Source organism: uncultured Kordia sp. (assembly GCF_947489565.1).
Taxonomy (GTDB): Bacteria; Bacteroidota; Bacteroidia; order Flavobacteriales; family Flavobacteriaceae; genus Kordia.
In genome coordinates this window covers 208815-232920 of the sequence record NZ_CANLEA010000011.1, presented here as the reverse complement: position 1 = coordinate 232920, position 24106 = coordinate 208815, and the positions used below count along the sequence as shown (strand labels likewise).

The 24106-nt window shown below is 33.8% G+C and carries 30 protein-coding genes; 8 read left to right on the top strand and 22 right to left on the bottom strand.

Features of this window, described 5'->3' with window-relative positions; genetic code table 11:
• Positions 1-471 precede the first annotated feature (471 nt).
• The 14 genes from Q0845_RS16505 to Q0845_RS16440 all read right to left on the bottom strand — a co-directional run bounded on the left by Q0845_RS16505 (position 472) and on the right by Q0845_RS16440 (position 12101).
• A complete protein-coding gene (locus tag Q0845_RS16505; RefSeq protein ID WP_298515490.1) occupies positions 472-1026 on the bottom strand; it encodes a hypothetical protein in 555 nt (184 codons plus the stop codon).
• A complete protein-coding gene (locus Q0845_RS16500; RefSeq protein WP_298515486.1) occupies positions 1016-1504 on the bottom strand; it encodes a sigma-70 family RNA polymerase sigma factor in 489 nt (162 codons plus the stop codon). The genes Q0845_RS16505 and Q0845_RS16500 overlap by 11 nt, the downstream gene beginning before the upstream one ends.
• Before the next feature lie 189 nt (positions 1505-1693).
• Positions 1694-2536: an alpha/beta hydrolase gene (locus tag Q0845_RS16495; protein WP_298515484.1), complete on the bottom strand. Its 843-nt coding sequence runs from the start codon at positions 2534-2536 to the stop codon at positions 1694-1696.
• Between the two features lie 494 nt (positions 2537-3030).
• Positions 3031-3891: an ATP synthase F1 subunit gamma gene (gene atpG / locus Q0845_RS16490; RefSeq protein WP_298515482.1), complete on the bottom strand. Its 861-nt coding sequence runs from the start codon at positions 3889-3891 to the stop codon at positions 3031-3033.
• Between the two features lie 30 nt (positions 3892-3921).
• The gene (locus tag Q0845_RS16485) at positions 3922-4257 is read right to left on the bottom strand and encodes a four helix bundle protein (protein ID WP_298515480.1); all 336 of its coding nucleotides are present in this window, start codon (positions 4255-4257) and stop codon (positions 3922-3924) included.
• Between the two features lie 80 nt (positions 4258-4337).
• Entirely contained in the window at positions 4338-5915 is a 1578-nt protein-coding gene (gene atpA, locus Q0845_RS16480; protein WP_298515478.1) for a F0F1 ATP synthase subunit alpha, read from the bottom strand.
• A 12-nt stretch (positions 5916-5927) separates the two neighbouring features.
• A complete protein-coding gene (gene atpH / locus Q0845_RS16475; RefSeq protein WP_298515476.1) occupies positions 5928-6464 on the bottom strand; it encodes an ATP synthase F1 subunit delta in 537 nt (178 codons plus the stop codon).
• 10 nt (positions 6465-6474) lie between these two features.
• Complete coding sequence (locus Q0845_RS16470; protein ID WP_298515474.1) at positions 6475-6969, bottom strand: F0F1 ATP synthase subunit B; 495 nt, start codon at positions 6967-6969, stop codon at positions 6475-6477.
• 92 nt (positions 6970-7061) lie between these two features.
• The gene (atpE, locus tag Q0845_RS16465; RefSeq protein WP_114901988.1) at positions 7062-7271 is read right to left on the bottom strand and encodes an ATP synthase F0 subunit C; all 210 of its coding nucleotides are present in this window, start codon (positions 7269-7271) and stop codon (positions 7062-7064) included.
• 52 nt (positions 7272-7323) lie between these two features.
• A complete protein-coding gene (atpB, locus tag Q0845_RS16460; RefSeq protein WP_298515469.1) occupies positions 7324-8391 on the bottom strand; it encodes a F0F1 ATP synthase subunit A in 1068 nt (355 codons plus the stop codon).
• Between the two features lie 137 nt (positions 8392-8528).
• Positions 8529-8915, bottom strand: coding sequence for a hypothetical protein (locus Q0845_RS16455; RefSeq protein ID WP_298515467.1), 387 nt, complete (start codon positions 8913-8915; stop codon positions 8529-8531).
• Positions 8916-8919: 4 nt separating this feature from the next.
• Positions 8920-9144: an AtpZ/AtpI family protein gene (locus Q0845_RS16450; RefSeq protein WP_298515465.1), complete on the bottom strand. Its 225-nt coding sequence runs from the start codon at positions 9142-9144 to the stop codon at positions 8920-8922.
• Complete coding sequence (locus Q0845_RS16445; protein WP_298515462.1) at positions 9113-9523, bottom strand: polymer-forming cytoskeletal protein; 411 nt, start codon at positions 9521-9523, stop codon at positions 9113-9115. Before Q0845_RS16445 ends, Q0845_RS16450 begins: the two co-directional genes overlap by 32 nt.
• Before the next feature lie 49 nt (positions 9524-9572).
• The gene (locus Q0845_RS16440) at positions 9573-12101 is read right to left on the bottom strand and encodes a hypothetical protein (protein ID WP_367180676.1); all 2529 of its coding nucleotides are present in this window, start codon (positions 12099-12101) and stop codon (positions 9573-9575) included.
• 74 nt (positions 12102-12175) lie between these two features.
• Between Q0845_RS16440 and Q0845_RS16435 the strand changes: the two genes are divergently transcribed.
• Positions 12176-12331, top strand: a complete 156-nt coding sequence (locus Q0845_RS16435) for a hypothetical protein (protein WP_298515460.1) — start codon at positions 12176-12178, stop codon at positions 12329-12331.
• Between the two features lie 7 nt (positions 12332-12338).
• Here Q0845_RS16435 and Q0845_RS16430 read toward each other — a convergent pair whose 3' ends face one another.
• From Q0845_RS16430 to Q0845_RS16420, 3 genes are read right to left on the bottom strand one after another with little or no spacing between them, the layout of a single operon-like run.
• Positions 12339-12461, bottom strand: a complete 123-nt coding sequence (locus tag Q0845_RS16430; RefSeq protein WP_298515458.1) for a hypothetical protein — start codon at positions 12459-12461, stop codon at positions 12339-12341.
• Positions 12462-12502: 41 nt separating this feature from the next.
• Entirely contained in the window at positions 12503-12625 is a 123-nt protein-coding gene (locus Q0845_RS16425) for a hypothetical protein (RefSeq protein WP_298515456.1), read from the bottom strand.
• 41 nt (positions 12626-12666) lie between these two features.
• Entirely contained in the window at positions 12667-12789 is a 123-nt protein-coding gene (locus Q0845_RS16420; RefSeq protein ID WP_298515454.1) for a hypothetical protein, read from the bottom strand.
• 268 nt (positions 12790-13057) lie between these two features.
• Here Q0845_RS16420 and Q0845_RS16415 point away from each other — a divergent pair, with 268 nt between their 5' ends.
• The 5 genes from Q0845_RS16415 (at position 13058) to Q0845_RS16395 (ending at position 17497) form a co-directional block, all read left to right on the top strand.
• A complete protein-coding gene (locus tag Q0845_RS16415) occupies positions 13058-13933 on the top strand; it encodes a LytTR family DNA-binding domain-containing protein (protein WP_298515453.1) in 876 nt (291 codons plus the stop codon).
• Positions 13934-14038: 105 nt separating this feature from the next.
• Entirely contained in the window at positions 14039-14710 is a 672-nt protein-coding gene (locus tag Q0845_RS16410; RefSeq protein WP_298515452.1) for a DUF2306 domain-containing protein, read from the top strand.
• A gap of 14 nt (positions 14711-14724) precedes the next feature.
• The gene (locus Q0845_RS16405) at positions 14725-15894 is read left to right on the top strand and encodes an aspartyl protease family protein (RefSeq protein WP_298515451.1); all 1170 of its coding nucleotides are present in this window, start codon (positions 14725-14727) and stop codon (positions 15892-15894) included.
• Positions 15891-16916, top strand: a complete 1026-nt coding sequence (locus Q0845_RS16400; RefSeq protein WP_298515450.1) for an alpha/beta hydrolase — start codon at positions 15891-15893, stop codon at positions 16914-16916. The genes Q0845_RS16405 and Q0845_RS16400 overlap by 4 nt, the downstream gene beginning before the upstream one ends.
• A gap of 92 nt (positions 16917-17008) precedes the next feature.
• Positions 17009-17497: a hypothetical protein gene (locus Q0845_RS16395; RefSeq protein ID WP_298515449.1), complete on the top strand. Its 489-nt coding sequence runs from the start codon at positions 17009-17011 to the stop codon at positions 17495-17497.
• A 157-nt stretch (positions 17498-17654) separates the two neighbouring features.
• Here Q0845_RS16395 and Q0845_RS16390 read toward each other — a convergent pair whose 3' ends face one another.
• Together Q0845_RS16390 and Q0845_RS16385 are read right to left on the bottom strand one after the other, a co-directional pair.
• Positions 17655-18377, bottom strand: a complete 723-nt coding sequence (locus Q0845_RS16390) for an ABC transporter ATP-binding protein (protein WP_298515448.1) — start codon at positions 18375-18377, stop codon at positions 17655-17657.
• Between the two features lie 20 nt (positions 18378-18397).
• Entirely contained in the window at positions 18398-19873 is a 1476-nt protein-coding gene (locus Q0845_RS16385) for a DUF5687 family protein (RefSeq protein ID WP_298515447.1), read from the bottom strand.
• Between the two features lie 217 nt (positions 19874-20090).
• On the opposite strand from Q0845_RS16385, the gene Q0845_RS16380 reads away from it, so the two are divergent.
• On the top strand, positions 20091-21062 hold the full coding sequence (locus tag Q0845_RS16380; protein WP_298515446.1) for a hypothetical protein: 972 nt from the start codon (positions 20091-20093) through the stop codon (positions 21060-21062).
• A 22-nt stretch (positions 21063-21084) separates the two neighbouring features.
• Here the strand turns inward: Q0845_RS16380 and Q0845_RS16375 are convergent, their stop codons facing one another.
• Positions 21085-21861, bottom strand: coding sequence for a hypothetical protein (locus tag Q0845_RS16375; RefSeq protein ID WP_298515445.1), 777 nt, complete (start codon positions 21859-21861; stop codon positions 21085-21087).
• Between the two features lie 43 nt (positions 21862-21904).
• Positions 21905-22243 (bottom strand): PadR family transcriptional regulator, encoded by a 339-nt coding sequence (locus tag Q0845_RS16370; RefSeq protein ID WP_298515497.1) that lies wholly within the window; start codon positions 22241-22243, stop codon positions 21905-21907.
• A 146-nt stretch (positions 22244-22389) separates the two neighbouring features.
• On the opposite strand from Q0845_RS16370, the gene Q0845_RS16365 reads away from it, so the two are divergent.
• A complete protein-coding gene (locus Q0845_RS16365) occupies positions 22390-23430 on the top strand; it encodes a ferredoxin--NADP reductase (protein WP_298515444.1) in 1041 nt (346 codons plus the stop codon).
• 86 nt (positions 23431-23516) lie between these two features.
• On the opposite strand, the gene Q0845_RS16360 is transcribed toward Q0845_RS16365, so the two are convergent.
• Positions 23517-24047: a zinc ribbon domain-containing protein gene (locus Q0845_RS16360; protein WP_298515443.1), complete on the bottom strand. Its 531-nt coding sequence runs from the start codon at positions 24045-24047 to the stop codon at positions 23517-23519.
• Positions 24048-24106 lie beyond the last annotated feature (59 nt).

Sequence of the window (24106 nt, the reverse complement as noted above, 5' to 3'; positions counted from 1 at the left end):
GCTTACTCTTGACTTTTAACTTTTACCACGAATTCACGAATGTTTTTGACTTGCTCTTTTTTGTTGATTTGTTGATTTGTCAATTTGTTTTTTCTCACTCATAACCCAACACTTTTAACTCTTAGCTTTTTGTGCTTACTCTTGACTTTTAACTTTTACCACGAATTCACGAATGTTTTTGACTTGCTCTTTTTTGTTGATTTGTTGATTCGTTTGTTTGTTTTTCTCACTCATAACCCAACACTTTTAACTCTTAGCTTTTTGTGCTTACTCTTGACTTTTAATTTTTACCACGAATTCACGAATGTTTTTGGCTTGCTCTTTTTTGTCAATTTGTTGATTTGTTTGTTGTGAAAAAAATACTTTTCAATTTTAAATTCAACAGGTATCATATAACCTTCTAACAAGAATAGTTCCAAGTTAACTAAATAAATTTCAACATCTGTGTTTTGCTATTGATTCACTGCACTTTTAGTCTTCCTGTAGCGTTTTTAAGATAAACAGTTCTTCTAATACTTGTTTGCGGATGAAGTAAAATAATACTATAAACGAAACGATATACGAGATGAGAACGTAATAGAAAAATCCTCTCGAAAGGTATTGATAGAAATAGTACATCATAATGATCACGCCAATATTGTAGATGATCAGCAATGCCGGAATGGTTCTAAAAGCTAGTGTTTTTCGCTTTTTATAGTATGAAATGAGTTGTGCTTTGAAGTCTTCTAACGAAAGTAATACATTGATTTTTCGCAATTTTTGTCGACTCTGAATTTCAATCCATACACGTACTACGATGACGCCAATGAGCAATGACATTCCCAATAATGTTCCGTTGTATTTGTAGGCTGATATGTAAAAGAAGAATCCGATAAGTACGATTCCTGTGACGCTTAAAATCAACTGTGTGATGCGCTGTTCTTTGCGTAGTTTTTGCAGTTTTTGTTGTGCAGGTTTAAAATCAGGAGGCAATGTAGATTGCGCTGATTGTTGTTGCCAAGTATTTTGTATGTCTTTAAATTCCATTGGTGACGCATTTTGTAAGTTTTTCTTTGATTCTGTGCACCATCACACGAATGTTTTGGTGTGAATGTCCTGTGATGTCCGCAATTTCTTTTTGCGGTAAACCTTCTAAGACCAATAAGATGATGATGCGTTCGGTTTCTTTGAGTTGCTGAATACACGCATACATTTGTTTTAAACGATTTTGATGCGCTTTCTCTTCTTCTGCGACATTAGTCTCGTCTTCTTGTGAATCAGGTAAACTGTAGCTTCCTTTTTTGTTTTTTCGGATGAATAGCAAGCAGGTATTGACTGTGATTCGATAGATCCACGTTCCTATGCTCGATTTTTGTTTGAATTGATCCAAATGTTCCCAAACTTTGATGAATACATCTTGTGCTAGATCTTTAGCTACCATCTCGTCGCCATTTACGTAACCGAGACAGAGTCTGTGGACTTTATCATAGTGATCTTGGTAAATCTGTGTGAATTGTTGTGACACTCTTTTGTTTTTAGATCGCTGCGCTCTTAGAACGCTGCGCTTTTAGATTGTTTTTGTTGTTTTGTTTATTCGTTAATTTGTTTTTCTTGGGTCTTAAAAAAGTATTTTTTACCACGAATTCACGAATGTTTTTTGTTTTCTGTGGATTCGTTAATTTGTTGTCTTTTTTAACTCAGAACTCACAACTAATTAACGAACTAACTTTTTAACTTCTTTCAGAAACCAATCTGCTTGATCAAACATAATAAAGTGCGCTGAGTTTTCAACGTATATGATATTTTTGTTGGTCAATTTTTGATATTGTTCTGTATATAGTTTTTCTACTTGTGGTTTTGGATAGAAGCTTATTGCAGCCATAATCGTTACTGGAATTTGAATATTTTTGATGCTTTCTCTCAAATCCAATTTCATTAAATCAATATAACCATTTACATACGTTTTTCTGTCTGCTTGTTCCATCCATGAAACAAGGATTGGTTGTTTTTCTTTGGTTAATGTCATTCCTGCTGCCATTTGTGTTGCCATTTTGTTGAAAGCTGTGGCGTCCATTTCTAATTGCTGTTTTGCAAATGGATTGTCATACGAAACTTTTTCAGGAGAGAAATCAGGAATCATTAATGCGCCAATACTTGCCAATCCATCTACGATAATTAGTTGTTTGTAGGTATTCGGATTGTCTGAAGCTAGCCATAACGCTAATGATCCGCCCATGCTATGCCCAATGATGCTTGGTTTTTGTAGTTTTTTACGAGCTACATATGTTGAGATATCGTTTTTAATCGTTTCCAACCATGGTGCTTTAATTGCTGGAACATTTCCGAATCCTGCAAAGGTGAATACATGACATTCATGCGTTTTGGAGAGTTCTTTTACCGTTTCGTTCCAAACATCGCCTGTACAACTGAATCCTGGAAATAATAATACAGGATTTCCTTTTCCTATAACTTCTACTTGAAATGCAGTTTCTTGTGATTGCGCTGTGTAACTCACTAAAATGGTTAGAATAATGAGGATTTTTCTAAAGGTTTTCATACTGTTTGTTTTTTTGATTTTCCCTTTAGATGCAGTTTTTTGAAAATGTTACAGAAAAAGTTTTTTAACTTTTTCAGATTGCTTCGCTATTAGATGTTAGACCGCTTTGCTGTTAGATGTTAGTTTTTGTTGATTTGCTTTTATTTCTGATCGTCACTTCGAGTGAATTTGCAAAGCATATTTGTATCGAGAAGTGCTTTGAAGTAATAGGTTTTCATAGTGCTTCTCGATATAAAATTTTATACTAAAATTTCACTCGATCTGACGGTTGGGAAACTATTTGAAACGTCATTGCGAGAATTTCATAGAAATTTGTGGCAATCTGTTGGTTTCAAACACTAGTTTAAGGTATGATTTTGGCAGATTGCTTCACTGCGTTCGCAATGACGTTTCACACAATAATGAAAACAAAAAACCTCATGTTTCCATGAGGTTTTGTATGATATGATCATCTCGACTACGCTCTATGTGACACGCAGAAAAGAATGTGGATATTAGTTATTCAACGCTTCTGCTCCACCAACGATTTCTAAGATTTCGTTTGTAATAGCTGCCTGACGTGCTTTGTTGTATGTCAACGTTAATGAGTCTCTCAATTCTCCCGCATTGTCAGTTGCTTTGTGCATTGCTGTCATACGCGCTCCGTGCTCACTTGCAAAAGAGTCTCTGATTGCTTTGTACAATTGTGTTTTTAATGACTTCGGAATCAATCCTTCAACGATTTCTTCTTTTGATGGCTCAAAAATGTAATCTAGTTGAACATTTTCATCTGATTCAGCTGGTACAATTGGTAAAAATTGTTCCGTCATTACAATTTGTGTCGCAGCATTTTTGAATTTATTGTATACAAGCTCGATTTTATCATACGATCCTGCTTCAAATAATTCCATCAATTTATTAGCGATTTCTGCAACATTATCAAACGTTAATTCATCAAAAACATCACTACGATTTTCAATAATCGTGCTTGTTTTAGATAAGATATCGTTTCCTTTTTTACCTATCGTCAATACATCTACTTGCTTTCCAGCATATGCAGTATTGATGAGGTTGTTTGATTGCTTGATAATGTTAGAGTTAAATGCTCCACACAATCCTCTATTAGATGTAATAGCTACTAATAATACTTTGTTTACTTCGCGTTGTTCTGCAAATTTACTTCCGCTATCTGCATCTAAGGTTGCGCTTAAACTTTGTAGTAATTCTGTAAGTTTGTTTGCATACGGACGCATCGCTGTGATAGCGTCTTGTGCTTTTTTCAACTTTGCAGCCGATACCATTTTCATAGCACTCGTAATCTGCATTGTTGATTTTACAGAACTAATTCTATTACGTATTTCTTTTAAGTTTGCCATTTCTTCAAGTTATGAGTGTAAAGTACTGAGTTATGAGTTTTTTACTATCGCTACTAAAATTCTAATTAACTCTTCGCACTTATTCATCATTTCTTTTGGTACTTCTCTTCCTGTAGCTTCTAATATTTCCAACCAGTATTTGGTTTCGTCAGCTTCTTTAAGAGCTATTCCAAATTTATGTTTAAAATCTTTTTTACTAACTCCTCTTTGTGCTTCTCTAGTATTTGCTCCAATACTGGTTCCGCTTCTGAGCAGTTGTGAGGCTAGTTCGTAGTCTTTTTTTGCTTTTAATTGATCACAATATTTAACAATATTACAAGCAAATTCAAAACTCTTTTTTCGTATCGGACTGTCCTCTAATGACATTTATATTATTGTCAGTCGGAGTTTAGAATTTGTGTTTGAAATAAACTCTAAACTCCTAACTTTTAACTGTTAACTATATCTTAGTTATATTTCGCAGACATCTCTTTACAAACCGTTGTTAACGTATCTGTAACTTCGTCTGTTAATTTTCCTGATTTTAACGTATCTAAAACACCTCTGTGCTTCGCGTTTAAGAACTCGATGAAATCTCTTTCGAATTCTTTTACTTTGTTAACAGGAACGTCTTTTAATAAGTTCTTAGAGCCTGCGTAGATAATAGCAACCTGATCTTCTACTGTGTATGGATCGTTTTGTGCTTGCTTTAAGATTTCTACGTTACGCTTTCCTTTTTCAATTACGTTTAATGTAGCTGCATCTAAGTCAGAACCAAATTTCGCGAATGCTTCTAATTCACGGAACTGTGCTTGGTCAAGCTTTAATGTACCTGCTACTTTCTTCATTGATTTAATTTGAGCCGAACCTCCTACACGCGATACCGAGATACCTACGTTAATTGCAGGACGCACACCTGAGTTGAATAAATCAGACTCTAAGAAAATCTGTCCATCCGTAATCGAAATTACGTTTGTTGGAATATATGCTGATACGTCACCTGCTTGTGTTTCAATGATTGGTAACGCTGTTAACGATCCACCACCTTTTACGATTGGCTTTAATGATTCTGGTAAATCATTCATGTCTTTTGCAAGATCATCATCAGCAATAACTTTAGCCGCACGCTCTAATAAACGAGAGTGAAGGTAGAAAACGTCTCCAGGATACGCCTCACGTCCTGGTGGACGACGTAATAATAACGATACCTCACGGTATGCAACCGCTTGTTTTGATAAATCATCATACACGATTAATGCAGGACGACCTGTATCACGGAAATATTCTCCAATTGCTGCTCCAGCGAATGGTGCATATACCTGCATTGGTGCAGGATCTGATGCGTTAGCTGCTACAATTACTGTATAAGCTAAAGCTCCTTTTTCTTCTAATGTTTTTGCGATCGCTGCAACTGTTGACGCTTTTTGTCCAATAGCTACATAGATACAAAATACAGGTACACCAGCATCATAGAATTCTTTCTGGTTCAAAATTGTATCTAAACATACAGTGGTTTTACCTGTTTGACGGTCACCAATTACCAACTCACGTTGTCCTCTACCTACTGGAATCATTGCGTCAATAGACTTAATTCCTGTTTGTAATGGCTCGTTTACTGGTTGACGGAAAATTACTCCAGGTGCTTTACGCTCTAAAGGCATTTCATATAAATCGCCTCCGATTGGTCCTTTTCCATCAATTGGGTTACCTAACGTATCAACTACACGTCCTACCATTTCTTCTCCTACCTTAATAGAAGCAATACGTTGTGTACGTTTTACAATAGCACCTTCTTTAATTTCTTTAGAAGGTCCTAATAATACCACACCAACATTGTCTTCTTCAAGGTTCAATACGATACCTTCCATTCCTGTTTCGAATTCTACTAATTCTCCATATTGAGCGTTAGCTAATCCGTAAACACGAGCGATACCATCACCTACTTGTAGTACAGTTCCAACTTCGTCAAGAGAAGCAGTTGCTTCAAATCCTGAAAGTTGTTTTTTTAATATTGCTGATACCTCAGCAGCTTTTACTTCTGCCATTTTATTTAGTATTTAATTTTGAGAGAAAGTTCGTTTTAATGTATTCAACTGGTTTGCGATGCTTGCGTTGTATTGCAAATCGCCCACACGTAAAATGAATCCACCGATAATACTTTCGTCGATTTTGTTTTCTATTGTTACTTCGTTATTCGTAAGATCTTTCACCTTAGCTAGTACTTTGTCTCTTAAATCATCTGTTAAAGGAATTGCTGTCGTTACTACGGCAACTTGTTTTCCTTGCAATTGATCATATAAGTGACAATATTGAACAGCTATGTTGTCTAATAAGTTAATTCGTTTGTTAGACACTAACATATCTATTACTCCTTCAGAGATTGAATGCATTCCTGTAAAGATTTCTTGTAAAACTGTTTTTTTAGTTTCAGACTTTACAATAGGACTATTTAGCATTAATCGTAAATCTTTGCTGTTTTCAACAGTTTTTACGATGCCATCCATGTCTTCCGCTACAGCTTCTCCTGCATTTTGCTCTTGTGCTAATGCTAAGATAGCTTTTGCATAACGTATTGCTGCTCTAGATCCTGCCATTGTATTTTGATTAGTTTAATGTAACATCACCAAGCATTTTATCAACTAATGATAATTGCTTGTCTTTGTCTGCTAATTCTTGACGCACTACTTTTTCTGCAATTTCTACAGAAATGTTTGCTACTTGATTTTTCAATTCAGCTAAAGCAGATTGTTTTTCGCTTCGGATACTTTCTTGTGCTTGTGCAATCATTTTATTTGCTTGCTCTTGCGCTTCTCCTTTAGCATCGGCGATCATTTTTTCTTTGATCTCACGAGCTTCTTTAAGCATTGCTTCTCTTTCTGCACGTGCTTCTTTTAATAACTTTTCGTTATCAGCGTGCAAGTTTTGCATTTCCTTTTTTGCATTCTCTGCTGCTTCTAAAGCATTTTTGATAGAGTCTTCTCTATCTTTTACAGCTCCTAAGATTGGCTTCCATGCTGCAGTTCTTAGAATTACAACTAACGCTAAGAAAGCAAGTGCTACCCAAAATACCAATCCAATTGCAGGTGTAATTAAATCCATAGTACTTTATTATTTATCTTTTTTTTTAAATTTTAATGGTAATAACTCTTGTAGTACCAACCGTACTACAAGAGTTATGTTTTTCAGTTAGATTATCTAAGACCTAATAATGATACTACGATACCAAACATTCCCGCACCTTCGATAAATACTGCAGCAATAATCATTGCTGTTTGTATTTTACCTGCTGCTTCTGGTTGTCTAGCCATAGCTTCCATTGCTTGTCCACCAACTTTTCCGATACCAAGACCAACTCCTAATACTGCAAGTCCGGCTCCTAATGCTGCGATACTACCAATCATAATAATAAAATTTAAAAATTAATTCTTTATGTTTTTGTTTCTTATATTCTTTCTAGTGATGTGCTTCTTCTACAGCCATTCCAATGAATAATGCTGTTAAGAAGGTAAATATGTATGCTTGTACAAAGGCTACCACGAATTCTAATATCATAATAAATATTGCCAATAGCATAGATGGTGTTCCTGCCCATTGGAAGATAAATATTAATGATACTAAACTTAAGATGATAATGTGTCCTGCAGTAATGTTTGCAAATAAACGAATCATTAATGCGAACGGCTTTGTAAAGATTCCAATAAATTCAATTGGTGCTAAAATTAACTTCATTGGCGTTGGAACACCTGGCATCCAAAAGATGTGTTTCCAGTAATGTGCGTTACCGCTAAAGTTTACAATTAATAGCGTTAATACTGCCAATACCATTGTTGTAGCAATATTCCCTGTAAGGTTTGCTCCTGTTGGTACTAAACCTAATAAGTTGTTTACCCAAATAAAGAAGAACAAGGTTAATAAGTACGGTACATACTTCATGTACTTTTTCTCATTAATTAATGACTTCGCTATGTCATCTCTTACGAAAAGAATTAGCGGCTCCATTAATCCTGTAAATCCTGTTGGAACTTTTGATTTTTTGTATGATCTAGCGATTCTGATGAATATGAATAATATCAAGATAATTGATATAAACATTGACGCTACGTTTTTAGTGATAGAGAAATCTAGTGGCTTTACACCATTTAAGATGTGCTTTTCGTCATCTAACTTCACAGAAGTTTCACCGGCATTTAATTGGTAAATTTTTCCGTGATTTCTAACGAAATTCATTCCGTTTCTTGTCACAATCTCTTTACCTGAATCATCGTGATGAAATGCACTAGACATGAAAGTTACGAGACCATTGTCTGTATATAATATTACTGGTAGCGGAATTGATACTGAATCATCACCTTCTCCCCATAAATGCCATTCGTGCGAATCAGCAATATGATGCATGATCATTTCTACTACATTAAATTCTTTTTCTTCTCCCTCTTTTGTACTTCCACTTGCTGTTGCGAATAGTGGTAGTGCAAAAAGCACTGCTAGAATTAAATTCTTGATAGATTTTTTAGCTATCATATTTATTGTATTATATATAAATATATGGTTCCTAAATTTCGGTGCAAAGGTAAGTTTTTAATTAACAATACAACGTTAATAACTATTTTTTTTTCGATTCCCTGAAAAGTTTTTTTTAAACAATCTTAAGAAGCCCTTTATTTTTGGTTTATGAGCTTTAATACGTAGTATGCTTCAAAGGCAAGGTATAAGAAGTACGGGATAAAAAAGGCCAATACATTTTCAATATTAAAGTAGTCTTTGTTCTTGAAATAAGGCACTAAAAATAAAATCCCTGCGAGCATTTTTAGAAAGCTTCCTCCTAAGAATGCTAATGCCGCTTTTTCTGCAAAAATGGTTTTTATATATGCTACTCCAACATATAAAATAAATGTGATTAGAAATAAAAAGAGATGTATAGCCCAAGGAGCATAATAAAATGTTTTTTCAGGCAGTACAAATGAGTGCAATAATTGATGTATCGCGAAAAGCGAAATTGCAAATATGGAAAAGTGTGTAAGAAATTTGAGTACGTTTTGTTTCACCCTTTTAGTCTTTATTAAATTTTTTGAGCTGTCGTATGACTTGCCACATGGACAAACTTACGAATACTAAAGAACATACAACGGTAAAAAGTTGGTGCTTGTTAGGATATTTTTCATCAAGCCACATTCCTAAATACACGCCAAGTCCAATGACAACCGCCATTTGAAATGCAATTCCCGTGAATTTTACGTAGCTTTTAAGCGGTTTTATCGGCTTTTTTTTCGTCACTTGTTTTGAGTTCTTTGATTCCTGTTTTCATCGCACAGGTAGCATTAAATGTAGCTCCTGGCTCTATGGATAACTTACTAACGGTAACATCTCCTTCTATAATTGCAGAACTTTTTAGTGTAAGTAGGTTTGTTACTACCAATTCTCCTTCAAAACGTCCTTGAATGTCTGCATTGGCACAGGTTACTTTTCCTGTAATAACTCCACTTGGACCAATGACAATTTTCCCAGTAGTTTCTACACTACCTTCAAGTTTTCCATCAATTCTAAAATCTGCTTTTGAGACGACTTCACCTTTGATACTTGTCGATTTTCCAATTCGATTTGACTGTCCGCGTGTGGTTTCGTTATTGCGACCTTTTTTTGATTCTGAAAACATGGCTTGGTTAGTTTGAGGGATTATATGTTAGTTTATAATTGTTGGGCTATTATTTGATTTCGTCTATGTTTTTGTGAATTTGTACTGTTTGATAGTTTTGAGCAGACATGATGATATTTGGCTTTTCAACTTTGTACGGCAATCCTGTTTCCAATAAATCCTCCACAGTAACCGCAGCTAATTTGGTTTTGAAACCATGAATTACCACAAATTGCTGACTTCTACTATATACATCTCTAGAAATAGACAGCGAATTGTACCCTTTGTCTTCCATCATTTTATTGATGGTTTTTTCGAGCGCATCCATAGCTTCCGATTCATTTTTTTGAAATGTATAAATGATTTTGAAACTCGTAGACTCATCATCTTTCGCAACTGCTTTGTTGGCTATTTTGGGCAAAGAAGTATTGATGATTTGTTGAGCACGTTTTCCTTCGTCATTGTTTGGGTAATTCAGCGCTACATAGTTTAGTGCATCTTTGTAAGCGTTAAAACCATCTAATCGTGCAATGATGACAGCTTTGAGCATTTCAAATTTTGGCACTATTTCTTCTCCAGTAAATTGCTGAATGTATTTTTCAGTATCGTTTAACGCGCCTTCAAAGTCTTGTGTTGCAAACTTTTTATAGGTGTTTGCGTATAGACTTTCTGGACTGTTTTCGTCAGAGGCAATGACATCTTGCGGATTGCGTAAGATTTGTGCATAACGACTATCTCCATGATTGCTTAGGATATCATTTTTCCATTGGTTTGCCTTAGTTGGTTGCTCTAAAAGCGTGTAAATTTTATACAGATTGTACTTTGATGGAAGAATTAATTTTTCTTCAGGTTTGTTCTGTAATAATTGCTCCAATCGGTTCGCAGCCAATTCGTATTCTTTGAATTTTTCTTTATAGATCAATCCTAATTGGTAATATGCAAAGTTGCGTTCTTTCCCGATACTGTCAATTACCTTTTCATCAGTTGGAATTCTATCTGTATACAGTGCTACTGAGTAAATGTCTGCTTCTTTTACTGCGCTTCCTCCTTCTGCTGTTGCAGATTCTGCACTTGTTTTCACAACCACATTTTTATTATACAAACGCCAGTTGTCTTCTAAAGCACGATCGCCCCAACGTTTACGGAATTCGTTTTTACCATAAGCAACCGTTGTTTGATTGTAAAAGTAAAATTCATCATTCCCGTTTCTTGGACCTTTGCCACTTCTGCTTGATGCAAATTCGTTATCTGCAAAGCTTTGTTTTTGTTCTTCCAGCTTTTTCTTTTCTTCTTCGGCAGCTTTTAACTTGTCAATATAGTCTTGAAAATATGTAATGCGTTCTTCTTCAGAGAAATTTACCAGCGTGAGAATACTATCATTCACTTTTGCCACATCTTCGTATGCAATTACATCTTCAAGATTGGCTCTTTTCTTTTCAATTCTTCTGAATTTGCGCGTATTCTTTTTTAAATTCAACAAGGTACTATCGTAATATTTTCCTGCGTCTTTGTAATTGGCTTCATCAAAACGTAAAGCAGCAATATTTTCATAATCTAATGCTTTTAGATGTCTGTCTGTTTTTACTTTACGAACTGATTTATTGAAATATTCTTCAGCCAATTTTAAAGAATCTTGCGATAAGTGATATTCCCCTAATTGACGATAAATTTTATCTAAAAATGGTCTGTTTTCACGATCTTCCGCTAAGTCGTTTAGCATTTCTAAAAACTCTTCTTTGTTTCCTGTTTCTAGGTCAAAGTTTCTCGCTTTTTCAATTTTCGCATTGATCATGTACACGCGTGGCGATTTCCTATTCAACGCAATAACTTTATCAAAAGCAATATTTGCGCTGTCTTTGTGTCCTAATTGGTTGAACAATTGCCCAATGATATAGTTGTAACGCCCTTGTTCTTCTCGAATTTTAGTAGAAGCTGCTGCACGTTTTAAAACTTGTACGGCACTGTCTTTATGTTTTAGATTGATATATGCCTGACCTAATACTGCATTGGCATCTGCATATTCTTGATCTTCTAATTTTTCAAACTTTAACAATCGTTTCAAATTGGCAATGGCAAATTCTTCATTTTCCAAACGAAGGTGTGTCTTTTCGCGCCAAATTTTTGTTTGATTCATTTTATCACTATCCGGATATTCGCCTATGGTATAGTTGAAAGCTTCTAAAGCAGGAATAAATCGCTGATCAAAATAACGTGCCTTTCCAAGTAATAAATATGCTTCGTCCATTTGCGGATTGCGCTGACGACCTTTGATATCCATGGAATGTTTCTGAATGGCTTTTACTGCTTTTTCTTCCGCTTTTTCGAAGTTCGGATTTTTTCCACCTTGTCCCGGAAGCGTTAAATCATCCAGTATTTCCATGCGTTCTATAGGAAGAATTTCCCAGTAATTATCAATATACGCATTCATCAATGCTTCTCTTCCTTCTTCAAAGGCAACTTTTCCATTGAATAATACATTGTATTTTGTAGTGACAGAATGGAAATTTCTGTTGATGAATGTATCTTTTTTGGTAGAACAGCTAAAGAGTAAAATCCCTAGTACTGATACTATTACCGATGTATATAATGCTTTTCTCAAGGTGATTTATTTAGTAATTGTAAAACTAAAATTTAACGTGTTTAGTATACAGGAAGGTAAAAATACATTTCTTTTTGAAAAATTTAGTAAAATCTGCGATAAACTCGCGTTTTTTGGGTATTCAAACCATAGAAAATGCTACAAAAGAAAAAAGATTGCCTTTTTTAGAGCAATCTTTTTATTTTTTTGAAAGCAATTATCTTTTAAATATCATGCTTTCACCAATGTAATACGACATTAATCCATATCACCTGTACCATCGTTTTGTTGCACAGCTGTAATAAGATCGCCGCCTGTAATTTTAGCAGTTAGTGTTTCCGCTACTTCATAATGATCTTTTAATGCTTTTAATGTTTTCATAGTTTATAGTTTTAAAATTTGTGTGATATATAAACCTACTGTTAATCTAAATCGTCAGATCCATCATCTTTTTGGAGTCCTCTTATAAGATCGCCGCCTGTAATTTTTGCTATTTGTTTTTTATTTAATTCGTGATCCTTTTTTAATTGCTCTAATGTTTTCATAGTTTATAGTTTTAATGTTTGTGTAATGCATAAACCTACTGTTAATCTAAGTCGCCAGATCCATCATCTTTTTGGAGTTCTCGTACAAGATCGCCGCCTGTAATCATTATTGTTAATTTAGTATTTACTTCATACTGTCCTTTTAACTCTTGTAGTGTTTTCATAATTGCTTTTGATGTTTGTGTGATTTATAAACTTACGATTAATCTAAATCATCTTCCTCTTCATTATTGACAAGTCCTCTTATAAGATCGCCACCTGTAATGAGTGTTGCAAACTTAGTTTCTATTTCATATTGGTTTAATTTCTGTAGTGTTTTCATAATTGTCATGTTTTAATTTCTTTAATTAATGAAGTTTTAGGCATATATATTGTGTTAAGACTGATAATTTTTTGATAAAAAACCATCTTCTTGGCTAACTTTACCAACAGATGCAAAATTTTCTTAAAAAACCACACCCGTTTATCTTTAACACCTATAGTGTTGCTATTCCTGGTATGGCTAGTTTTTTGATTATTTTATTGTTAGCTCCGCTAGATTTTAAAGAGATTGAACTTACAGAACGAATTGTGTATGCGCTTTGCATTGCCAGTTTTGTGTCTATTATTATTTTTTTGACGGTGAAATTGCTACAAAAACTGTTTCCATCATTTACTCAAGAAGATACTTGGACGATTGGGCGTGAAATTTTGCTATTTTTAATTGTGATTTTACTAATTATTCTTGGAATTTTCCTAAGTATATTCACTTTATATGGCGCCAATCAATCTGCTTGGCAAGTGTTCGCAAAAACAACATTTATTTCTTTGTCTATTAGCTTCTTCCCTATTATAGTTTTGGTATTGTTTGAACAATATCGTCAGCAAAAAATACAATTTGCTTATGCGCAACAATTGACACAATCGCTCAAAGCTGAAAATAAAAAGCTGCAAACGGCAACACAAAAAACAAGTCCTTCCAATCCGGTATTTCAACTAAAAGAAGAAAATGGAAAAGTAGCATTGTTATTACACGCTTCAGAAATTGTTTGCCTACAATCCGACGGAAATTATGTTGAAGTTTTTTATGAAGAGCATCAAATCATTACCAAAAAACTCATCCGAAATCGACTAAAAAACCTAGAAGAACAATTGCCCAAAACGATTTTTTTTAGATGTCATAATCGCTTTGTAGTCAATGGAAATTATATTCTTCATATCGAAGGAAATGCTAGAAATTTAGAACTGAGTTTGCGCGGACTTGCTATAAAAATTCCTGTATCGCGTAGCAAGGCAAAACAAATTTCAGCGTTCATTCAAGCTTTGTAATCACCATTCTTCCCAAATACGTCCCAAACGCACCAAAGTCAGTATATAAAAGACTTTGTTCTTGGTTTAGTTTGCACATTTGTCACATCAAAAAAACAACAAACCATGGAAAAAGCAATTCAATATATACTGTATTTGCACATTTTAGTTGGCAGCATTTCCCTTATTTCTGGCGCCATCTCTATTTTTAGTACGAAAGGAAAAACATGGCATCGCCAATCGGGTAAACTTTATTTTTACGCCATGACCGCTGTCTTTGTAACAGGAATTGTGATTGCTGGTTATAAGATGAATCACTTTTTGTTTTTAATCGCGTTTTTAAGTTACTACAGTGTTTTTTGTGGTGTGCGAAGTTTGAAACTGAAAAAACTTCACAAAACACAGTTGCCAAAATGGTACGATTGGTTTGCTGGAATTGTAAACACCTTGGCAAACGCTATATTTTTAGGTTTGGGCTTGTATTACCTACTTTCTGAAACGGTTTCCACAGGCGCTGCCTTGCTTACTATTGGTTTTGGAATTGGCGGCTTGGTCATTTCCTATACCAATTTGAAACCGTTTATCATTCGTCCAAAAGAAGCTTATCATTGGTATATGTCGCATATCGGAAATATGATGGGCGGTTATATTGCCACTTTTACCGCATTTCTATCTACAATTGTAACACGCTACGATTTAATGAATCCGTTTTTAGCTTTTGCATTGCCTTCATTGATTGGAATTCCACTGTTGATTTTTTGGCAGAAAAAGGTGGAAAAATCATTTACCAAACGCTAAAATTCTACCTCATCATGAAGTTTTATTATTATTATTTCCTTTTCGGGATATTTCTCTTATTGATGAATTGTAGTGCATATCGTCAATTGCGATTGGAATCAGGTGCAGCGCTACAAACAGATAAAGACATCCATCAAATTCCATTTGATTATGTCAAAGGATTGATCGTCGTAGAAGCCAATCTTCAAGAAAAAACAACTACACATCGGTTCATTTTTGACACAGGTGCTTTTAATAGTAAAGTGGAAGATGGTTTGGCGGAAGATTTACAGCTTCCTACAAAATCCAAACAATTAAACGGAACAGCACAAGGAATTCGCCAGACTATTGAAATGACTGTTGTAGATTCTATTTTGTTAGAAGATTTGACTTTTTATGGAATTGCCGCTGGAAAATTAAAATATGCGTCAACATCGTACAGTCCGTGTATTGCTGAAAATGGAATTATTGGTGCCAATCTTATTAAGTTGGCCAATTGGAAAATTGAGTATCAAAATAAACTCTTATTTGCTTCAAAGAACACCTTGTTTCCTCCTGAAAACACAAAGCATCATAGTCTGGATTTTAAAACTTCCTTTTTGTCTGGAATTCCTAAAATAAATATCATGATTGAAGGAAAACTGATCAAAAATGTACTATTTGATGTTGGTTATAATGGCGGATTGGTCATTCCGAAAAAATATGCAGCGTTGTTCCCAAATGTAACTTCCAATCTCTATATTGATCAATCTACTTCGGGCATTTTTGGAAGCAATCGCGATACTTTACTTGTAAAAGAATTGAATGTGCAACTTTCAGATTTTGAGACTCATATTCCTGTACAGTTTTCTTCGCTGAATAAAGCGTTGTTGGGCAATGATTTTCTAGAACATTTTACCGTTTATCTCAATTATGCTGAAAACAAAATTGTGCTACAACCTATTGAAAATGTCAAAATTGAAAAAGAACGCAACTTTATTCCAGGCATCCTTAACGATTCCCTTTGGATTGTGAATAGAACCGTTCCGAATTCGGCATTACATATGGGCGATACTTTAAAAACCATCAATGGATACATTCCCAAAAATCTATTTGCATCACATTGTGATTACTTTTTAAATATTTCAAAACTACTCAACCAAAACACACTATTTATTGAAACAAATCATCAAAAAATTATTCATCTTAATCAATCAAAAAAATGAAACGAATTTTATTAATGTATGTACTTCTACTCGTCAATCAATTTGTATTTGCGCAAAAAGTAAAAGACTTTTTTTATGTTGAACCAGAAGCCAAGAATCTTCCTGTATTTGTAAGAGGAAATTTGAACAATGAAACCATTTTACTATTTGTTCAAGGTGGAACCGCAGAAAATGGTATTGATTTTGGACGATCGGATTATCCGCGATGGAAAACATCTTTGGAAACTAAGATTGCCATTGCATATTTTGATCAACGCGGTTTAAATAAGTCTGTAAAAAAGATTGATACGACCATGATCAATTCGACACAAGTTGCCAAAGATATCATTGCGATTGCAAAAGAATTACAACAAAGATATCAAGCAAATATCTATTTGTTTGGACATAGTACTGGCGGACAAGATGTACTAGATTGTTTGGCAAAATTTCCAAAGGAAACACAGTTTATAAAAGCGGGTATTGCATTTAATGCACCTATTACAAGCGATTTTTCTCCAGAACGGTACACGATATATCGTCCTCAATATTTAAAAAATATAGCCGCCGATTTTATTTCACGTGATCAACATACCGAATATTGGAAAGAAGCATTGGATTGGATGACGAAAACAGATTCTATTCATAATCCTGACATTTCAAAACGATGGAATACGTATGTTGATGCTGCATTTACAGAAACCAAACGTAAAACGGGATTGGGAATGGCTTTGAAGGTTATTTTTTCACGACCCTACAATCCGATTAAATATTTGAATGAAAAAGACAATAAACTTGTTGGAGACATTTTGTGGGAAGCACAACGCAATGTAAACCGTTGGAAATTGATTCCGCAAATAGAACACAGAGTTTTGCTACTTACTGGAAAATTTGATGCAATTGCTGTACCTGAAGAATTGATGGAAGCACAAAAATTAATGAAAAAGGTCGAAGTAATTATTTTGCCTAATTGTGGACATCGCTCGTTTTTAGATCAGCCAGAGCTTTTTGAAAATGAAGTTTTAAAGTTTATAGGTATCAATTGATTTTTTAACACTTACACAATGTATGCTATTCCCATAACTATTTGATTTTTAGATTATTTAACTTAGAACATTAACCTAAAAAACCAAAAGTCATGAAAAAACTTAGTTACTTATTTGTGTTATTATTCTTTGTATCGGCATGCCAGACGGATACTACGGATACTGAAGCTATTGAAAACGAAAGTATTGAACTGAAAAGTATTCAAAACGAAAAATCAATTATGGAATTGCTCCAAAATATTCCTGAAAATTTTAAAGAAAATCCAGAAGAATATTTGATACAACAGCTAAACACTATGACGAAGAGTAGTGATAGTGATAATGATGATGATAGATATGGCTGCGTAACTATTAGTGGTGGAATTGCAATTATAGACGATGGTTGCACAATTACAAGTGGTATTCCTGAAAATTTTAAAGATTGCGATCGAAAAGGCGTACGATATTTAGCATGTGGAGTTAATATCGACAATCCATTGTGTATTATTTGTGCTGTAAAGTTTATTATGGAATGTGATGGCCGTTTATTTGATGTTTACGGATATAATATTATTTGTTTCCCTGGTCAAGAACCTGTTTGAGAAATTTGACTTCACTAAACAGTGTACTTCGACTGCGCTCTTTTTCGATTTGGATTCCTGCCTGCGCAGGAATGACAAAGTAGAAAAACACCAAACCTGCATATTGAGGAAACTCGAAATGCAGGTTTGATGTTTTTTTGTTGTGAGAACGCTCTAGCTATTCCTCCTCTGTAGTAACTACTGCAGAACCCGAAAAGAACATTTCAAGCTCTTTTAGCGTTTCTTCTGAGGTTACAATGTCTTTGACAACTTCGCCTTTGTTGAGCACCACAATTCGGTCTGAAACTTCGGTAACGTGCATTAAATCATGACTTGATACTAATACTGTTACTTGGTTGTCTTCCGATAGTTTTTTGATGATTCCTTTGAGTCGAATTTGCGTTGTTGGATCTAAGTTTGCAAAAGGTTCATCTAAGATGATGATTTCAGGATTTCCGATAAAAGATGCTACAATTCCTGCCTTTTTTTGATTTCCTTTACTAAGATCGCGCAGGTATTTTTTCTGATTGAGAATTTCACCGTGAAAGAAATCTTCAAATTGTGATAATAAAGCATCTACATCTGCTTTGTTTTGTCCGCGCAAGTCACCAATAAAGTAAAAATATTCTTCTGCCGTAAGGTATCCAATTAGGAAACTTTCGTCAATAAATGATGATGTATATGGTTTCCAAGCTTCACTTTCATGTACTTTGATTCCGTTGCTATCAATGTATCCTGTTGTAGGCTGAATTAAATCTAATAATAGACTGAAAAGCGTTGTTTTTCCGGCTCCATTGTTTCCAACCAAGCCAAAACTTTGCCCTTTTGGAATTTCTAGCGAATCTATTTTAAGTACTGTATTTTGTCCGTATGTTTTTGATATATCTTGTATTGTGATCATTTTCGTAAGTTTAGTTGTTATTATTTTTCGTCAAACGCTGCAACGGTTTTGTATTTTCCTTTTTGGTATACTTTTTCTATTTGTGTTAGGAAATAGTTTTTGAACGCTAATCCTACAAAACCACTAACTGCAAGTGTAATGATTCCTGCATTTAGATTGTAATCTGTAAAGTAATACGGAATGTAAAAGAGTAATACTGGTAAGAGCATTTTTGGTAATGCAATGAGCAATTGTGTCGGATTGAAACCTTGCGTATTGCTGAATGCTTTTGCTTTTTCGTTGAGTTTTATAGGAACTCTGTTGAGCGCACCACCAAATAATGTGACAAACGTGTTGATTCCGATATTGAACGAAGCTCCTGCGGCAATCATAGCATATTTGTCCCAACCAAAGTAAATGTATGGTGTACTTAATATAAATGAAATGACTACAGCAATTACCATAAGATACCATTTGGATTCTAGGTATTGTCTGTATGGAATGTTTTGACTCATCATCATTTTGTAGTGTTCACTATCCCAAGAAGGTACTAATTGACCAAACGAGAATAAAAATCCTGCCGTAACAAAGATGGACGCAAAGGCGATAAACCCTGGCATGTCATTGTATGTTTTTTGTGTAAAGAATATAACGCCATAAAACAGGAAGAAACCAGACATTAATAGTACTTGTCTTGGACGCTTGTTTCTCCAAATCATACGTACATCATTTTTTAAGAAGGTTGCTAAAGCTCCAAAACGATTCAACCATGAAAGATCGGAAGTATTGACTTCTTTTACTTTTTTAGAAACGGCACCATCTAAGTAGAAATGACTGTTTAGATATTTGAAATTCAAATAATATAAGAATGCCAGAATTGCAATTGGCACTAAAATATAGATTGGGTTTTCATAAAGTGCTCTAAACATCGCTCCAGCGGGTCTTGTAATATCGTATATATTAAAATACCACATTGCCAATGAGGATATTAAAGCAGTTGCTATGATATAAAACACCGTATTACTTTTGTTTACAAGAATGTTTAAAAAGTTGAGCGACAATGTAATCGTAATGATAGAAAGCAACCATAATAGTACTTTAAACGGTGGATATCCTTGTATCAATAGTGTTATACAGTAAGGTATAAATACCAATAAAGGCAACAGATTGAAGAATGAAAACACTGTTTTCCCCAGCAAAAAGTGAATGATTGTTTTTTGTTTTATTGGAATAATCATCAATGGTTTGATGTTCATTACCGGCATTTGCTGCATAAAATAGCGCAATAGCATATCGGCAAAAAACCAAAAGATGATAAAACTATTTACGATAATCATTGGATCAATACCTGGAATCAGTTTTTTGATTCCGAAAAATAATCCCATACCTGCAAGTACTGCCATAACGCCAATGTAGGCTGCTGCTATAAAAAGCAATATTTTAATGGCGACTCCTTTTTGGAAAGAGGAAGAACGAATAAATTCTTTCCATTGAAAGCTTATGAATTTTTTAATCATTGTAGTAAGTTAATTAGTTGTTATGGTTAGTATCGGTTTTTGGGATTTGTTACAAGTTAGGGGCTTTTTTCTTCATTTATAAGCTTCTAATAAGGAATATATTTCGTTATAATTCAAAAGTATTCATAAAGAAAAAGTCCATTATATTCGCATAAAATAGTTTCCTAAACGCAACCTTTTCTATATTTTGGAATCTCTAAAAAAATAGCCGTAAGTAATGACCAAAAAAACTATTTTATTTTTAATACTAACCTCAGTATTATTTTCGTCGTGTTCTACGATATTAAAAAGTAAAACATATACATTAAAAGTTACTTCTGACTTAGAAAATGCAAAAGTTAAAACCAAGGATAGCATTTATGAATTGCCAAGCTATATCAAAGTAGAGCGATCAAAAAATGATTTAAATTTAACGCTAGTTTCAGACACATTATCATTAGATTATGCCGTTAAATCATCGCCACATCAAACTTTTGTTTTTTGGAACTTGATAGGAACTATTGTTGCTCCTTTATATTACGCTATTGATCTTACGAATGATAAAAGATTTCATTACGGCGATCATGTGTATTTGAACTCAAAAGATACGATAAGAGTTTTAAAACCGCCTTTTTTAAAGTCCTGGAAAGATTTTTTTGCAGAAAAACATCCACGAAGTAAAGGTGATTTTAATGTATCAATTTCGATTCCTTATGTGAATTCTTTTAGCTATAATTTGGACGGCTTTGGCAACAGAAGCAGCACAGGTTTTTTTGGCGCTTCTGCTGGACTCGAATATTTCTACAAATCCAACAAATATATTGGTGTTAAATATGCAGGTGCCATAGATTTTTTTGTTCCCATACCTGTATCACCAGGCGGAGAAACAAGAGAACGTTTTAGCACAACATTTTTTGAGGTAACTGATAATTTCAAGTTTGGACGGTTGAATGTAGGATATGGTCTTAATTATACTCACAATACTTGGCGCTTTAAAGAAGAAATAGACACAGAAAATGAATTTGATGTCATACGTAAAAGCAAAAGTTTCGGCATTACCGCCAATACTTATTTTCAGTTAGGAAGATCCTTTTTTATCGGAGTTATTTATAGACCTACTTTTTATACCATAAAACCTACAACAGGTTTTCAATACGAACATCTAATCAGTCTTGATTTTGCTTGGAAGATACCATTGCGAAAAAAATAAGGTCTGTAGTTTTATGCGTAAATCATTTTAAAAGTTCGTATTCTGGATAGGTTTCCGTTAGCAACTCTTCTGCTTTTTCTGGCACTACAATTATATGTATATATGTTAGTATTGATACTAATACTATAGTTGTAGCTATTACCAATTGCACCCAATAATGATTGTATATGAATGGTGGAACTATTGATGAAGATACATCATCTATTAAAGTTCCTATTGTAACTGGAATTATTATTATAATAAAGTCAAATATTTTACGCTTCGTACTTCTCTGCTGCTTCTCATATCCTATGTAACTATGAAAAATCATATCTTCCAATTTCCATTGCTTTCCACTTTTTTTGACTTTTCTTTTATAAATTATTTTATTATTTAGGGTTGATAAAACATGTGTCGCAGCTATAATAAAGAAAAAAACCATAACTGTAAATATTGATGTAACAAAAGGTTCTCTTGCTAAAAATCGAAGGCAATAAAATATGATTGCAATACTAGTAATTGTTCCTATTATTTTAGGCAGCTTAAAGTATTCCATAAAGAATCCTGAAATAATTTTTTTGTATTTTTTTGATAATGCATCATCATGTTTTTTAATTACATCTGAAAAACCTGCTGCGCCAAATTTTTGAAATTCTTGCGCTTTCACTTCTTCAAAGGATTTTTCTGGATGAATTTTCCAGTATTCCTCTATTCCATTAGCTAAATGATCTACCAATTCTGTTTGCAAGTCATAATGCTTTACACCTTTGGCAGCTACAAATTGATATAGTTCTTGTATTTGTTCTTTTGTTAACTTCATTTTTCTGCTTTTTTTATCACAAATGCGGAAATTTTATTGTTCATTATTCAATACTCCATTTCGGATTTACCAAAACTTGCATGTTTCTAATGTACTGCTCTAATTCTTTTAGTTTGTTTACTGTTTCTATGCTTCCTTTTTCAGTAAGCTTGTAATATTTTCGCATTCGATTGTCCACTTTTGCTACTTCTACATCTAATAAGTCTTCAGATTCCAGTTTATGTAACGCAGGATATAAAGCGCCTTCGGTAATTTGCAACTCTCCTTTGGTTATTTCTTTTACTTTTTGTGTAATTTCATATCCGTACATTTTTCCATTTTCTTCTAAGAGTTTTAGAATAATGGTATGTAAGCTTCCTTTATATAGTTTTGAATTGCCCATGACTTGCTGATATACTTCAAATATATACATAATTTTCTTATGCATAAGATTTCTATGTATATTATTATCTTAAAATCTATGTAAAAACATTTCTGTTTTGCTATTTTTGCCAAAAAAATTAGCATCACTTTTAATACAATTGTTTAATGTCAGATTTTCGTCAGTTAGAAGTACGTCATATTCATAGAGAAACTCCAAGCGCTGTAAGCGTTGAATTTCATGTTCCAGAGGCGTTACAACCTTCATTTTCTTTTAAAGCAGGACAGTATGTTACCTTAAAAACTACTATTAATGGTGAAGAAGTTCGCAGAGCGTATTCGTTGTGTGCAGCACCAAAAGAAAATAAACTCCGTGTAGCTATTAAGGAAGTTGAAGGCGGTTTGTTTTCTACCTATGCCAATAGAGAATTAACGGAAGGTACTGTGTTAGATGTACATTCGCCAGAAGGAAATTTTGTGTATACACCTTCTACGCATGCTGGAGCTATTGCACTTTTTGCTGCAGGAAGCGGAATTACACCTATGATGAGCATTTTGAAAACTGCATTGGATTATGGAAATACAGTAGCTTTGTTATACGGAAATAAATCTCCAGAAGAAACTATTTTTCATGACGAATTGATTGCATTGACTGAAAAGCATCCTAATTTTTACTTGAAGTTTGTATATAGTCAAGCGCGTGCCGAAAATGCTTTGCCAGGACGTATTGATAGTACTGCCGTAAATTATGTGATTAAGAATCAGATGAAAGATGCTGATTTTAAGCATTATTATATTTGTGGTCCTGAAGCAATGATTCAAACCGTTTCTGAAACCTTGCAAAATAACGACATTTCGAAAGATGCTATTTATTTTGAATTGTTTACTGCTTCTTCTGAAAGCAATTCGGAAGCAGAAGAAGTTTCTGGAAAATCAACCATTTCTATTACGGTTGATGATGAAGATTTTACTTTTGAAATGGATGCCAGCGAAACAATTTTAGATGCGGCATTGAAACAAAAGATTGACGCACCATATTCTTGCCAAGGTGGTATTTGCAGTAGTTGTATTTGTAGAGTTATCGAAGGAAAAGCGGTGATGGAGAAGAATCAGATTTTAACGGATAGCGAAATTGAAGAAGGTATGATTCTTGCGTGTCAGGCACATCCAACTACAGCTACAATTGTGGTTGATTTTGATGATATTTAATTGGTGTTGATTTGTTTTTTTGTGAATTTGTCTATTTGTTGATTTCACTCACAACTTAAGTAGCATTTTTTCAATCGATTCTTGGATCATTTAAAAAATAATATGACTGTAAAAGTTACTAAACCAAATAATAGTATAGTTAATAGACAACTAGCGTTTTCATTTTTCTTAAATCCAAAATAAATCAATATTAAAGGTATAATAATTGGTCCTATTAGTTCAGCTATAAAGCCAGAAAAGAAAGTTGATATAGAAAAAGAGTTTTTTAAATATCTATTGTATACAGATTCAATCACAAAGTCTTCTCCAGTAATTATTGGCTGAATAACCATTATAAATAATACAATTACACCTATACTTGCTGAAATTTTCAGAAGTATATTGCCCACTCTACTTATTGAATTATCAATTTTATTAACTCTGTTTTTTTGAGATAAAGTTTTACTACACTTTTCACAAAATTTGATATTTGATAAGATTATTTTACCACACCCATTACAAGATGTTGATTTTTTATTTTGTGTTTTTTGTTCTACCCTATTAAAGGTAGTTTTACAAGACGGGCAAAATTTATAAGTGTTTTTTACTTCAAAATCACACCTAGGACATTTCTTCATTGAGATTAACTGTTTACCTAAACCTATTTTATAGATTAATATTTTTAAAAGACAAGTAA